14 protein-coding genes are annotated in these 13413 nt (G+C 64.5%); 6 read left to right on the top strand and 8 right to left on the bottom strand.

The window, feature by feature from the left end:
• Positions 1-16 precede the first annotated feature (16 nt).
• From CRO22_RS09390 to CRO22_RS09365, 6 genes are all read right to left on the bottom strand, one after another.
• Positions 17-850, bottom strand: coding sequence for a DUF1217 domain-containing protein (locus tag CRO22_RS09390; protein WP_097069887.1), 834 nt, complete (start codon positions 848-850; stop codon positions 17-19).
• A complete protein-coding gene (gene flbT, locus CRO22_RS09385; RefSeq protein WP_097069886.1) occupies positions 847-1251 on the bottom strand; it encodes a flagellar biosynthesis repressor FlbT in 405 nt (134 codons plus the stop codon). Before flbT ends, CRO22_RS09390 begins: the two co-directional genes overlap by 4 nt.
• Positions 1248-1625 (bottom strand): flagellar biosynthesis regulator FlaF, encoded by a 378-nt coding sequence (flaF, locus tag CRO22_RS09380; protein ID WP_097069885.1) that lies wholly within the window; start codon positions 1623-1625, stop codon positions 1248-1250. The genes flbT and flaF overlap by 4 nt, the downstream gene beginning before the upstream one ends.
• A gap of 86 nt (positions 1626-1711) precedes the next feature.
• The gene (locus CRO22_RS09375; protein ID WP_097069884.1) at positions 1712-2938 is read right to left on the bottom strand and encodes a flagellin; all 1227 of its coding nucleotides are present in this window, start codon (positions 2936-2938) and stop codon (positions 1712-1714) included.
• Between the two features lie 207 nt (positions 2939-3145).
• Entirely contained in the window at positions 3146-3490 is a 345-nt protein-coding gene (locus CRO22_RS09370; protein WP_097069883.1) for a hypothetical protein, read from the bottom strand.
• A complete protein-coding gene (locus tag CRO22_RS09365; RefSeq protein WP_097069882.1) occupies positions 3483-3791 on the bottom strand; it encodes a rod-binding protein in 309 nt (102 codons plus the stop codon). The genes CRO22_RS09370 and CRO22_RS09365 overlap by 8 nt, the downstream gene beginning before the upstream one ends.
• 111 nt (positions 3792-3902) lie before the next feature.
• Here CRO22_RS09365 and fliK point away from each other — a divergent pair, with 111 nt between their 5' ends.
• Positions 3903-6332, top strand: coding sequence for a flagellar hook-length control protein FliK (gene fliK / locus CRO22_RS09360; RefSeq protein ID WP_097069881.1), 2430 nt, complete (start codon positions 3903-3905; stop codon positions 6330-6332).
• Positions 6333-6341: 9 nt separating this feature from the next.
• Complete coding sequence (locus CRO22_RS09355; RefSeq protein WP_097069880.1) at positions 6342-7010, top strand: flagellar hook capping FlgD N-terminal domain-containing protein; 669 nt, start codon at positions 6342-6344, stop codon at positions 7008-7010.
• Here the strand turns inward: CRO22_RS09355 and ubiB are convergent, their stop codons facing one another.
• A complete protein-coding gene (gene ubiB, locus CRO22_RS09350; RefSeq protein WP_097069879.1) occupies positions 7011-8537 on the bottom strand; it encodes a 2-polyprenylphenol 6-hydroxylase in 1527 nt (508 codons plus the stop codon).
• Position 8538: 1 nt separating this feature from the next.
• Positions 8539-9291 (bottom strand): bifunctional demethylmenaquinone methyltransferase/2-methoxy-6-polyprenyl-1,4-benzoquinol methylase UbiE, encoded by a 753-nt coding sequence (ubiE, locus tag CRO22_RS09345; protein WP_097069878.1) that lies wholly within the window; start codon positions 9289-9291, stop codon positions 8539-8541.
• Positions 9292-9367: 76 nt separating this feature from the next.
• Between ubiE and mutM the strand changes: the two genes are divergently transcribed.
• From mutM to dnaA, 4 genes are all read left to right on the top strand, one after another.
• Positions 9368-10213: a bifunctional DNA-formamidopyrimidine glycosylase/DNA-(apurinic or apyrimidinic site) lyase gene (gene mutM / locus CRO22_RS09340; protein WP_097069877.1), complete on the top strand. Its 846-nt coding sequence runs from the start codon at positions 9368-9370 to the stop codon at positions 10211-10213.
• Between the two features lie 122 nt (positions 10214-10335).
• The gene (locus CRO22_RS09335) at positions 10336-11112 is read left to right on the top strand and encodes an enoyl-CoA hydratase (RefSeq protein ID WP_097069876.1); all 777 of its coding nucleotides are present in this window, start codon (positions 10336-10338) and stop codon (positions 11110-11112) included.
• Between the two features lie 159 nt (positions 11113-11271).
• Positions 11272-11538, top strand: a complete 267-nt coding sequence (rpsT, locus tag CRO22_RS09330) for a 30S ribosomal protein S20 (protein ID WP_097069875.1) — start codon at positions 11272-11274, stop codon at positions 11536-11538.
• 454 nt (positions 11539-11992) lie between these two features.
• On the top strand, positions 11993-13351 hold the full coding sequence (dnaA, locus tag CRO22_RS09325) for a chromosomal replication initiator protein DnaA (protein ID WP_097069874.1): 1359 nt from the start codon (positions 11993-11995) through the stop codon (positions 13349-13351).
• The last annotated feature ends 62 nt before the right edge of the window (positions 13352-13413 follow it).

Raw genomic sequence — 13413 nt, 5'->3', positions numbered from 1 at the left:
CCGCCGCAGCGGGCGCTCAGAGCAGGATCGACAGGATCGAATTGCCCGCATTGCTGGAACTGTCGGTATTGAGCAATTGCAGCGCGATGCTCTGCGATGAAACGCTGTTGGCCTCGTCGAGCTGGGCGCGGACGAGATAGTTGCGGACCGCCTTGTCGACCACATCGCTGTCGGAGAAGATGGAGAAGTCGGAATCGCCAAACACCGCTTCCGACTTGTTCTTGTAGATCGTGAGCTGCTGATCGACATCGAGCGAACCGACGCTTTCGGGCAGGCCCAGCGCCGTGCGTACCACTTCGGAAAGCGATTCCGAGCCGATCACGGTATACCACTTGGAATTGCTCGAGCTTGTCTTCTCGGCCAGAGCGGGCAGCTCGCGCTGCGCGTTCATCGCCAGCCGCATGGTGTCGTCCACGTCGCCCACCGCGACCTCGAACTGCAGGGTCTCGTATTTTTCGAGGATGTCGTCGGCAAAGCCGCTCTGCTGCGTGAGCGGCGTTTCGTAATCCCCAAAGCCGAAGGCTTCGGAGAGGGCCAGATAGGTCTTGTCCGAGAGCTTGTTGGCAAGCGAGTCCTCATCAAGCGTGCCCTCTTCGAGCACTTTCTTGATGAAATACTTGTTGTCGATGTCGTCACTCAGGCCGTAGGCCCCGAGCGCCACCTTGAGAAGGCGGCGATCGGCAACCAGGTCTTCGGCCGTGGTGATGGAGCCGATCTTTTCCCGAAAGTAATCTTCGTCACGCTGGATCTCGGCAGAATTGACGAAAGCCGTCTTCTGCGTCTCCATCGTGCGGTTCAGGATGGCCCAGCCGGCATAGCCGGAGGCGGGAATGACCGGCGTGTAGGTCATGCGCTGCCCGCGGCGAGCAGCCGCTCCTCCCGGGGCAGAAGGGCGCGCAGGGATTTGAGCGCCTGATAGAACTGCTCTTCCAACACCGCCGAAGAGGCGAGATTGAGATGCGCGCGGCTGTCGTGGTCGGTCAGCACCTGAGAGAGCTGCTCAATGCCGCGCAAAAGCTGCATCCGCGCTTCCGAAGGCTCGACGTCGCCCGAGAGCACGAGTTGCGCGATATAGCACACGCGGCGCACCGGAGTATTGACCTCCTCGGGGTGGATCGCGTCGCGCAGCCGCAGGATATGGGCATTCGGCGTCATGATGGCGAGGCGCGAGCGGCGGTCACCGTTTTCGATCACCGCACCGTTGATCAGCACCCTTTCCTTGGGCGCAAGCTTCAGGACAAGGCCGCTCATTCGGCACCGCCTTCGCGACGCAGACCGCGCATGATGGCCGTGTTGATGTCGATCAGGACTTCGGCCGAAGCCTCGCCCTTGAGCACCTTGGCACTGTGCACCTGGGTGAATTCATTGAGATAGAAAATCCGCGCCCGAAGCATCTCGGGCAGTTCGTTGTCGGGCTGAGCGACATCGACGGCAAGCGTCGTCCAGAGCTTGCGGTTGTCGTAAAGCGCGCTGACGAAGGCGGGAAAGTTTGTTTTCGCCATGCCCGCCGCCAGTTTCAGGCGATGCGTCACACGCGCGAAGATTTCGTATTCGGTGCCGCGCAGGGTGCGGGTGGGCTGACCGGGGGTTGCATAGGCCGTTTTGGCCAGAAGAGTGGCGTTCACAGGAATACCTTCCAGTGGCGAATGGGGTCAGGCCGCGGCTTTGCCGCGGAGGGAAGGGGGCGCCTTTGTGGCGCCCCCGGAAGCCGTTACTTGAACAGCGAGAGGATCGATTGCGGCTGCTGGTTGGCGATCGACAGCGCCTGAATGCCAAGCTGCTGCTGGGTTTGCAGCGCTTGCAGACGGGCCGAGGCTTCTTCCATGTCCGCGTCGACGAGCGAACCGATGCCCGAGGTCAGCGCGTCCGAGAGCTCGCTCACGAAGGACGCTTGGCTTTCGAGACGCGATTCGACGGCACCGAAGGCCGCGGCGGCATCGACAGCCACGTTGATCATGTCTTCGATCGTCGTCAGAGCGGCCGCATCGGTGACCTGGAAGCCGTCGAGACCGGCCAGATCGCCCGAGCCGTCACCACGGAGGGTCACGGACATCTGAAGATCTTCGAGCGTCGCGCCGCTGCCAGCCAGATCGGCGTTGTCGATCAGCAGTTCGCCCGCGTTCGCCTGATCATAGATCGCGGTCACACCGTCAATACCGGCCGAGTTGATCATGTCAGCGAGCTTGCCGACAACGATGTCTTCGGTCGAGCTGGTCCCGAGGGTATCGGCCTCGGTCACCTTGTAGGTGAACTTCTGCGATCCGAGGGTCAGCTCGACAGTATCGCCTTCCGCAAGACCAGCGAACTTGATGTCTTGCTGGGTGTTCTTGTCGATAACAGCACCGACCGATTTCCCGTCGGCACCGACAGTCGCAGCGTTCGCGTCGGTGCTGCCGACATCAACGGTGCCGGTCGCGGCCACGCTGCTCATGCCGAGGTTCTGCGCGGTAACGGTGATCGTGTTGGCGCTCACCGCACCGGTGGTCGAATCGCGGTCGAGCGAACCGACGATCGTCTGGTCAGACGCACCGCTGTTGATCAGGTTGATGCCGTTGAACTGCGCACCGCTGATCTTCGAGCTGATCATCGAGACGAGTTCGTCGACTTCGGCTTGCAGTTTTTCGGTATCCGCCGAGGGATCCTGCGCCGCAACAACTTTTTCCTTGATCGACTTCAGGTCGTCGGTGATCGATTCGGTCGCAGTCCGCGCCACCGAAACCATCGACTGGCCGGTCGCGAGGTTGGTCGAGAGGGTTTCGAAACCGGCGACGTCCGATTCCATCACTTTCGAGATGGCCCAGATCGCCGAGTTGTCTTTCGCCGAAGAAACGGATTTACCCGTCGAGATCTCGCTTTGGGTCTGCGCCAGGTTCGAGTTGATGCCTTTGAGGGTCTGAAGCGCGACCATCGCGCTGGAGTTCGTGAGAATGCTGGACATGTTGGTCCCTATGTTTGGCGCTTTGCGCCGGGTTTCACATGCCGTCAATTGGACGGCGCCTTCGGCTTTCTGACCCATGCGGCAGCATCATCGCTTCACCGCGCCACCCTCTCGGATGCAGGGCAACATTGGCACGCGAAGGGCTAACGAATGACTAAGGCCGCCCAGTCGGGCGGCCCTGATTGCGTCGGAATTTAGAAGAATGGTTTACGCCCGCCGCTCCACCGAGCCGCTTTCCGGGCCGATCTTGCGGGCCCGCCCCTGTGCGTCATAGCTCTGGTAGCTGCGCGCGGACTGGCGGATCTCGGCCAGCCGCTTGCGCACCGCCTGCACCCCTTTGAGCGCGGCATCCAGCAGGCGCTGGTTTTCGAGCGCCATCTGCCGCACGCCCGCGAGCAAGCGCGCGGGCGTGCCCTCAAGCTCGGCCAGCGCCGCTTCCTTGCGCGCCACCAGATCGGGGAGCGCCGCGAATTCGCCGTTGCGGATCACATCTTTCTCGAGCCGCAGCAGGTCAACCACCCTGGCGATGCGGTCCTCGGTCTCGTTAGGCATTCTGCGCTCCTTTCTGTAGCGACTGGAAAATCGACTCGGCGAGACCGATCCCGCCCTTGTCGACCATGCTTCGGGCATATTCATCGGCGAGGAAGGAGGAGAACTGCTCCTCGCCCGCGCCCCCGTTGAAGCTTTCCTGCATCTTGCCCACGCCCGCGAGCTTGAGCATCTCCGCGAGGAAAGCGGCTTCGAGATCCTTCGCTTTCTCGCGCAGCCGCGCCTCGTCTGTTTGTGCGACGTTCAAAGAGGTCGCACTGGACGATTCGGAGAGAGAAGACGTCGTGGTCGGGGTGATCTGCATGGAATCGCTCCAATTGAACCGATTTCACCCAGTCTTCGCAGATCGGGGTAAAGAAGCGGTAACCTCCTGCGGCCTAAGTTGGCGCATGTCACAGGCAGAAGTCGTGAGGCCATGAAAACATTTCCCGTTTCGGATCAGATGCAACTCTTTGCCGTCGCCGTCCCCGGCGAGCGGGCCGCCAGTGCGGGGACGACCCCGCCCGGGGCACAGACCGGCAAGGCGGATGACAAGGACGCGCAGGGCGACTTCTCCGCGCTCTTTGCCGAATCAATGAAGGACGGCGCCGCCACGCCGGCCGAGGCCGAAGCCCCGACGGCCGAGGCTGCGGCAACTCCGCCCGGTCGTGATCCGCGCCGCGAGACCGGCACCGAGAACGCCAGCGACGGCACCGAGGCCGCAAACTGGATGGCGGGCCTTGCCGCGACGATGACCGCTCCGGCGACAGCTCCCGCGCGCGTCTCCGCCACGGACGATGTGGCGGCCGCAGTTTCCGGGCAAAAAGCGGGAGGAGAAGCCGACGCCACCCTCCCCGCCGGCGGCGCGACAGCCACGCCCGCCGCGGCGCCACTCGCCATGACCGACCCTGCCGCAGCCGCGTCCACACCGGCTCAGGGACAAACCGCGAAAGGTGTCGACGCCGGATATGGCGGACAATCAAGCGCGGCCCTGCAGGCGTTCTGGTCGGCGCGGACTGCGAGCCCGCAAGCCGATGCGCGCACCGGCCCGGCCACCGCCACAGCCGCAGCGACCGGTCCCGACAACGGGATCCCGGCCGAGGTCCTCACCGCATCCGCCCCTGCGATCGACACCAGCGCAGAACCGGTTGACGAGCCGATCCTTCCGGCCCAGACCGCCGCGGCCGCAACCTCTGCGACGCAAACTGTGCCGCGCGCCGAAGCGGGCTCTGATGCCAGCGGGACCAACGAGGCCCCGAAAGCAGCCGCACGGGGTGAAGAGGTCGCGCCGCGCCAGAACCTTGATGCGCAAGCCGCCAGGTCGGAGGGCAATGCGCCAGCCGTCGCCCCCGCCAACGCGACGCCTGCCACCGACGCGACGGAACGGCCCCAAGCAGATCGCGCGACCAGTGCCGCCACGGCACCTGCCGCAGCGGGAGCCGCGGCCCGGACCGCTCCTGCCCGCACGTCCGAGGGCGAGGCCCCGGTGTTTGACCTCGTCGACACTTCCCCGAACCTCGTCTCCGTGCGCAGCCTCGCAAATGACGCGCAGAAAGTGGCCACGAATACCTCTGGCGCAACCCATGCCGACGCGCAGGCGCGCCAGGCTGGCGCGGCGGCGGAAGCCCCCGCCGCAGAACCGGCCACCCCCCCCACCGCTCAGGTCGCGACTCAGGCGAGCGCCGCGACCCGTTTGTCGGCGGCCGCGCGCTCCGAATCGATGCCGTTGAAAACTCCGGCGACAACGCCGCAAGCCCAGACGGCCCGCAGCGCCCCGGACACCTTCGCCGTACCGCAACAGGTGACCGCAGATACAACCATGATGTCTGAAGAGGCATTGCAGACCACCCCGGCCGAAAAATCGCCCGAGGCGGCGCGCCTCTCATCGCGGCCGGTGGCCCGCGGCTCTCTCGCCGAAAGCCGCTTCGATGCGGTGGTGGCCGCTGCAAGCTCCGCCGGGGCCGGAACGGAAGACCCCGCCGTCGCTGACGCGGACAACCGGGCGACGGGCGGCAACAGCCAACCCGTTGCAGCGGCGAGCGCCGTTTCCTCGCCCGCCACGGCAGCTCCCGCCGCTGCGGCACCGGGCACGGCGGTGGCCGCCCCGGAGACCGCAAGCGACGGGGAGCAAAAGCAAGAACGCAACCGCCGCGAAGAGCGGATCGAGCGCGCCGAGAGCCGCGCCGACATCCGCCCGGACGGACGCGGCACAGAGCATGTCGCCACGGCCCGCGGCAGCGAGACCGGGCAAAGCGGGACGCAGGGGCGCCCGCCCGCATCCGAAACGACGATCGCCTCAACCTCCGAGACCGCGGCCGCGGGCAGCGTCGAGGCGGGCGACAGTTTTCTCAGTGTCACCGGGCTCGACCGCAGCCTCCGGACCGGCGGTGCCGAGATGACGCAACCCTCCGCCTCCGGCGCCAATGCCGCCAACAGTGCGCATCATATCGCCCGGCAGCTCGCGCAAGCGATTCCTGCCACCGCCGATCAGCCGGTCGAGATCTCGCTCTCGCCCGAGGAACTCGGCAAGGTGCGGATGACGCTGCACAGCTCCGACACAGGGATCACCGTCTCGGTCCATGCCGAACGCCCCGAAACGCTCGACCTGATGCGCCGCAACATCGACAGCCTCGCGCGCGACTTCCGCGACATGGGCTATTCCGACATCAGCTTTGACTTCGCCAATCAGTCGGGCGGGCAGCAATCGGCACAGGATCGCGGTGAGTCCGCGCGCGCAGCGCAGGAGCAACAGGGTGGCGAGAACGCCCGTACCGCCGCGGCGGAGCGCCCGGCCCGATTCGACGACACCAGCCTCGCCCTGCAGCGCCGCGGCACTGCCGCGGGTGGGCTCGACCTTCGCTTTTGAGGATATGCCATGACCACCGTCACCTCCACGACCTCCTCCTCCTCCTCCTCGTCGAGCTCCTCCTCGAGCACCTCCGCGAGCGGGCTGACCTCGGATTACGAGACCTTCCTGAAGCTGCTCACCACGCAGATGACGAACCAGGATCCGACCGATCCGATGGACAGCGCCGATTACGCGGTGCAGCTCGCCACCTTCTCGCAGGTCGAACAGCAAACCCAGACCAATGACTTGCTCGAAAGCATGCTCGTTCAGCTCGGCCTGATGGGGATGAGCGAATATGCCGGCTGGGTCGGCATGGAAGCGCGCAGCGAATCGCCCGCCTATTTCGATGGCACGAACGCGGTGACGATCTCGCCCAACCCGGTGGTGGGGGCGACCGATTGCGTATTGGTGATCACCGATGAATCGGGTGGCGAAGTCTCCCGCGGCGCGATCGATGTCTCCTCCGATTCGATCGAATGGGATGGCACGGATGCCGAAGGCAATGCGCTGCCCGCGGGGCTCTACACCTTCGAGCTGGAGAGCTACAACAGCGGCACCCTGCTTTCGACCGACCCGGTCGAGACCTACAACCGCATCGTCGAGGCGCAGGGCACCTCGGATGGCGCGGTTCTGGTGTTGCAGGGCGGCACGACGATCGAGACCGGGTCGATTACGGCGCTGCGCGAAGAGAGCTGATCAGAGGAGCAGGCCAAGCACGATCCCGAGCAGGACAAGCCCGGCCCCGCCTGCCAGATGCACACCCCGCACCGGTTGCGGTTCGGGCGCGGGCGCGGGCGGGCGGGTCGCGTTTTCAAGCGCCGCGGTAAGCATGTCGGGCAATTGCGGGCCGAACCGGCCCAGAACCCGCGCGGTGCGCCCAAGGTTGCGCAGCGCCGCCTTCGGGCCCACATTCTCGCGGATATAGCTCTCCACCACCGGCTTTGCCGTTTCCCACATGTTGATCGCCGGGTTGAGCGAACGCGCCACCCCCTCGACCACCACCATGGTGCGTTGCAGCAAGATCAGCTCGGTCCGCGTCGCCATGCCGAAGCGCTCGGTCACCTCGAAGAGGTAAGCCAGAAGCCGCGCCATCGAGATCTGTTTCGCGTTCATGCCAAAGATCGGCTCGCCCACGGCGCGAAGCGCCAGCGCGAATTGCGTCACATCCTGATCTTTCGGCACATAGCCCGCCTCGAAATGGACCTCGGCCACGCGGCGGTAATCGCGCTGGATGAAGCCCATCAGGATCTCGGCATAGACGTGGCGGGTGTATTCGTCGATCTGGCCCATGATGCCGAAGTCAAAGGCGATGATATCGCCGTTTTCCGCCACCTTCAGGTTGCCCTGATGCATGTCGCCATGGAAATAGCCGTCGCGCAGCGCGTGGCTCAGGAAGAGTTGCAGCACCCGCGTGCCGATTGCCGTCAGGTCGTGGCCCGCGGCCTTCAGCGCCTCGGGGTCGCCCATCGGCAGACCCTCGGCCCAATCCATCACCAGCACGCGCCGGCTCGAGAGCGACCAGACCGGCAGCGGCACGCGAAATTTTTCGTCCCGCTCGGTATTGGCACTGAATTGTGAGGCTGCGGCCGCTTCGAGCCTGAGATCGAGCTCGCCGGTGACGATGCCCTCGAAATGCTTGATCACATCGGTGGGGCGCAGCCGCCGCGAGGCGGGCGAGAGCCGCTCGATCATCTCGGCGGCAAAATGGAAGGCGTCAATATCGCGCTGGAAGGCTTTCTCGATGCCGGGGCGCAGCACTTTCACGGCCACTTTCTCGCCGGTCTCGGCGAGCCGCGCGGCATGGACCTGCGCGATCGAGGCCGCGGCGACGGGTTCGGAAAACTCGGTGAAGATCTCGTCGACCGGGCGGCCGAATTCCTCGGCCAGAACCGCCTTCGCAACCTGCTGATCAAAGGGCGGCAGCCGGTCTTGCAGCATGCGCAACTGGTTCGCCAGCTCCTCGCCCACCACATCGGGGCGGGTAGACATGATCTGGCCGAACTTGATGTAGGAGGGGCCGAGCGCGGTGATCGCCCGGGTCACCGGCGGCAGGCTCGGGTCGCCCTTGTAGCCCAGCCATTTGAACGGCCAGCCCATGATGCGCGCGACGAGGCGCAGCCGCGGCGGCGCCTCCATCGCTTCCAGCGCGACCCGCATCGCCCCGGTGCGCTCGAAGGTCGCCCCGGTGCGGATCAGACGCCAGATATTATGCGGGCCGCGCATTTCAGACCTTCCAGCCCGAGTGCAGCGCTGCGATGCCCATGGAAAGGTTGCGGTATTTCACCTGTTCGAAGCCGGCTTCGCGGATCATCGAGGCGAACAGCTCCTGGTTCGGGAATTTGCGGATCGATTCCACCAGATACTGATAGCTGGCGCGGTCATTCGCCACGATCTGCCCCATCACCGGGATCACGTTGAAGGAATAGGCATCATAGACCGCCTGCATCAGATCATTCGGGATCTGGCTGAACTCGAGCACCATCAGCCGCCCGCCGGGGCGCAGCACGCGGTAAGCCTCGTTCAGCGCGTCCTGAATCCGGGTGACGTTCCGGATCCCGAAAGAGATCGTGTAGACGTCAAAGGTGTTGCTCTCGAAGGGCAGGTCCATCGCATCGCCGACCACCCAATTGAGCCGCTCCGCCATATTCGCCGCATCGGCGCGTTTCTGCCCCTCGATCAGCATCGATTCCGTCATGTCGCAGACGGTGGCGGTGGCGCCGGGGGCGCGTTTGAGGAAGCGGAAGGCCACGTCGCCGGTGCCGCCCGCCACATCGAGCAGCTTTTGCCCCGGGCGCGGCGCGAGCCAGTCCATCATCGCATCCTTCCAGAGCCGGTGGATGCCCATGCTCATCAGGTCGTTCATGATGTCGTATTTCGAGGCCACCCGCGAAAACACGCCATGCACCATCCCGGCCTTCGCGTCTTCCTCGACGGTCTGGTAGCCGAAATGCGTCGTTCTGGTCTGATCCGTGCTCATCTGCCCTTGCCGATCCTGAAAACGTTCCCCCTCTTATAGGGTCGGTTTCGGCCGTGACAATGCGACAGGAGCGAAAATGCCCGAACTGCCAGAGGTGGAAACGGTGCGCCGGGGGCTGGTGCAGGCGATGGAAGGGCGGCGGATCGAACGGGCCGAGGTGAACCGGCCCGACCTGCGCTGGCCCTTGCCCGAAGGGCTGGCAGAGCGGCTTGGCGGCGCGCGGGTCACCCTGCTCCGGCGGCGCTCGAAATATATCCTCGCCGATCTCGATACCGGCGAAAGTCTGCTCATCCACCTTGGTATGTCGGGGCGAATGCTCGTCTCGGGCGTCACGCTCGGGCGGTTCCATCTCGATCATCCGGTGCCGCAAAAGCACGATCATGTCGTGCTGCACATGGAGGGCGGCGCGCGCGTCACCTTCAACGATGCGCGCCGGTTCGGCGCGATGGATCTGGTGCGCACCGATCGTGAGGCGGCGCATTGGCTGCTGGCTGGACTCGGCCCCGAGCCCTTCGGCAACGCCTTCAACGAGGGCTACCTTGTCGCCGCGCTGAAGGCCCGCAAGAGCCCGATCAAGACCGCGCTTCTTGATCAGCATCTCCTTGCCGGGCTTGGCAATATCTATGTGTGTGAGGTGCTCTTCCGCGCCGGGATCGACCCGCGCCGGGCGGCGAGTCGCATCGCCGCCGCGCGCATTGCCGCGCTGGTGCCGATCATCCGCGAGGTGCTCTCGGAGGCCATCGAGGCGGGCGGATCGAGCCTGCGCGATCATCGTCAGGCCGATGGGGAACTGGGCTATTTCCAGCATGCCTTCCGTGTCTATGACCGTGAGGATGCGCCCTGCCCCGCCTGCGGCACCCCGATCCGGCGCATCGCGCAGGGGGGGCGGTCGAGCTATTTCTGCCCGCAGTGTCAACGATAAAAGCCGCCGGCAGGGCATTTGCGCCGCACTGCCGGTAACGCTGCGCTACAGGCCCGCAACAAGTCTTGAGTTTCGCGTCTTACCTGATAGGACTTCCCCGAAAACAAGGAAAGGCATCCGCAATGGCCTACCAGACCCTGATCGTCGAAATCGAAGACAGCGTCGCGCTCATTCGCCTCAATCGCCCCGAAGCCCTCAACGCGCTCAACTCTGCGTTGCTGAGCGAGCTTGCCGATGCACTCAAACAACTCGATGCGAACGACAAGGTGCGCTGCATCGTGCTGACCGGCTCGGAAAAAGCCTTCGCCGCGGGCGCCGATATCAAGGAGATGTCGGAAAAGAGCTTCGTCGAGATGTTCACCACCGACTTCTTCGGGGTGGAAGCCGACAGCCTTCTGCGCACGCGCAAGCCGATCATCGCCGCGGTGGCGGGATACGCGCTCGGCGGCGGCTGCGAGCTTGCGATGATGTGCGATTTCATCATCTGCGCCGACAACGCCAAATTCGGCCAGCCCGAGATCAACCTCGGCGTGGTGGCGGGGATCGGCGGCACGCAGCGCCTCACCCGCTTTGTCGGCAAATCGAAGTCGATGGACATGCATCTGACCGGCCGCTTCATGGATGCCGCCGAAGCCGAGCGCTCTGGGCTTGTGAGCCGCGTCGTGCCGGTGGCGCAGCTTGTCCCCGAGGCGCTGGCCGCCGCGCGCAAGATCGCCTCGAAATCCGCCGTGGCGACGATGGTGGTCAAGGAATGCGTCAACCGCGCCTATGAAACCACCCTGCGCGAGGGCGTGCTGTTCGAGCGCCGCGTGTTCCACGCCCTCTTTGCCACCGAAGACCAAAAGGAAGGCATGTCCGCCTTCCTCGAAAAGCGCGAACCGCAGTTCCGCGACAAGTGATGCCGGGGGAGAGGCCCCGAAAGGGGCTTTTCTTTTGAGCGTCTTTGGCCTATAGGCGGCCCTCACATGCGCGTGGAGCCCGCTCAGGCTAGAATCATCCGGTTCGCTGGGACGACCGGGCTTTACGCTTTTTGAATTGCAAAAGTCCGGGAACAGAGAATGGCCAATACGCCCCAGTCCAAAAAACGCGCCCGCCAGTCCGAGCGCCGCAACGACATCAACAAGGCGCGTCGCTCGCGCATCCGCACCTTCATCCGCAAGGTCGAAGAAGCGATCGCCTCGGGCAATGCCGATGCCGCCAAGCTCGCACTGCAAGCGGCCGAGCCGGAAATGGCGCGTGGCGTGACCAAGGGCGTGCTGCACAAGAACACCGTTTCGCGCAAAATCTCGCGCCTTTCGGCCCGCGTGAAAGCGCTCTCGAACTGAGATCTGGCGAAGGCCGGAACAGGCACGTATTAATCAGGCGCCCTCGTTTAGGGCGCCTGATTTCTTTTTATATTCAATGCTTTGAACCAATGCATACCGGCCCTGCGGCGGCGCGGGAGATTCGTTTCGCGAAACAGGGCGTCAAGCGCGAAGATCGGTTGCAGCCGCCCCGTCCGGCTTGCTAGCGTCTAGGTGCGATTCACGTCGCCTTGGGGGACATGACGCCTCGCGAGGGTCGAAGCTGGCTCGATAAAGCTGCCGCGATACCAAGAAGCCTGCGCTTCGGCACTCGGATGCGATCAGACGAAAAAGGGGCGAAAGCCTCATCGGCAGGTGATGCCGTATCCGGATTTGCGCCGGACGCATCGTCATGTCTGACCTCATCCGTCGCTGCGACGGTTGGGGCTCCTGAGGGCGTGGTCCGCGACTGGGCAGGACTGCTGATGGAAAGAACATGACAAAAGAGCTCTGGGGGCAAGCAAGCGATGAATTGCGCAAGACCGTCGGCACGACGAACCACTCCACTTGGATCGCTCCGCTTGAGCTCGTCGCGCTGAACGACGGCATCGCGGCGCTGGAAGCGCCGACCAAATTCATGTGCGACTGGGTCTCGCGCAATTATGGGGAACCGATCCTGCGCGCACTGCGCAATGCCGGCGCGCCGGTCGAGCGGGTAACGCTTGCGCTGGGCGTCGGCCGTGCCGCGGCGCCCGAGACACCCGCGCCCGCTGCCATGATGCGCAAAGCGCATCGCACCGCCGAAGATCAGGAGCTTCCCGGCGCACCGCTCGATGCGCGCTTCACCTTCGACAGTTTCGTCGTCGGCAAGCCGAACGAACTCGCCCATGCCGCGGCACGCCGCGTCGCCGAGGGCGGGCCGGTCACTTTCAACCCGCTCTTCCTTTACGGCGGCGTCGGGCTCGGCAAGACCCACCTGATGCATGCGATCGCCCATGAGCTGCAGGCGCATCACAGCGATCTGCGCGTGCTCTACCTTTCCGCCGAGCAGTTCATGTATCGCTTCGTGCAGGCCTTGCGCGACCGGCAGATCATGGATTTCAAGGAACTCTTCCGCTCGGTCGACGTGCTGATGGTCGATGATGTGCAGTTCATCGCCGGCAAGGACAGCACACAGGAGGAATTTTTCCACACCTTCAACGCACTCGTCGATCAGGGCAAGCAGATCGTGATTTCGGCAGACCGCGCGCCGGGCGAGATCAAGGATCTGGAGGAACGGATCAAGAGCCGGCTGCAATGCGGCCTCGTTGTCGACCTGCATCCGACCGATTATGAGCTGCGGCTCGGCATCCTGCAAACCAAGGCCGAGGCTTACCGTGTGAGCTACCCGGGCCTCGTGATGGCCGATGGCGTGCTCGAATTCCTCGCGCATCGGATCACCACCAACGTGCGCGTGCTCGAAGGGGCGCTGACGCGGCTTTTTGCCTTTGCCTCGCTCGTGGGGCGCGAAATCACGCTCGATCTGGCTCAGGAATGCCTTGCCGACATTCTGCGCGCCTCTGATCGCCGCGTCACCATCGAGGAAATCCAGCGCAAGGTGGCGGAGCATTACAATGTGCGCCTCTCGGACATGATCGGACCGAAGCGGCTGCGCACCATCGCCCGGCCACGGCAGGTGGCGATGTATCTTGCCAAGCATCTCACCACGCGGAGCCTGCCCGAAATCGGACGCCGGTTCGGCGGGCGCGATCACACCACCATCATGCATGGCATCCGCAAGATCGACGAGTTGATGGCGACCGATACGCAACTAGCCGAAGATATCGGGCTTCTGCGGCGCCTGATGGAATCCTGAACTCTTGACGCCCCGACCAAAGCAACGGAATGTCCGGAAAAATCTTGTTCCGGCGTGACGGC

This window comes from Rhodobacter maris, assembly GCF_900217815.1.
GTDB lineage: Bacteria > Pseudomonadota > Alphaproteobacteria > Rhodobacterales > Rhodobacteraceae > Rhodobacter > Rhodobacter maris.
The sequence above is the reverse complement of the archived record's forward strand: the minus strand, read 5'-3'. Positions and strand labels throughout refer to the sequence as shown.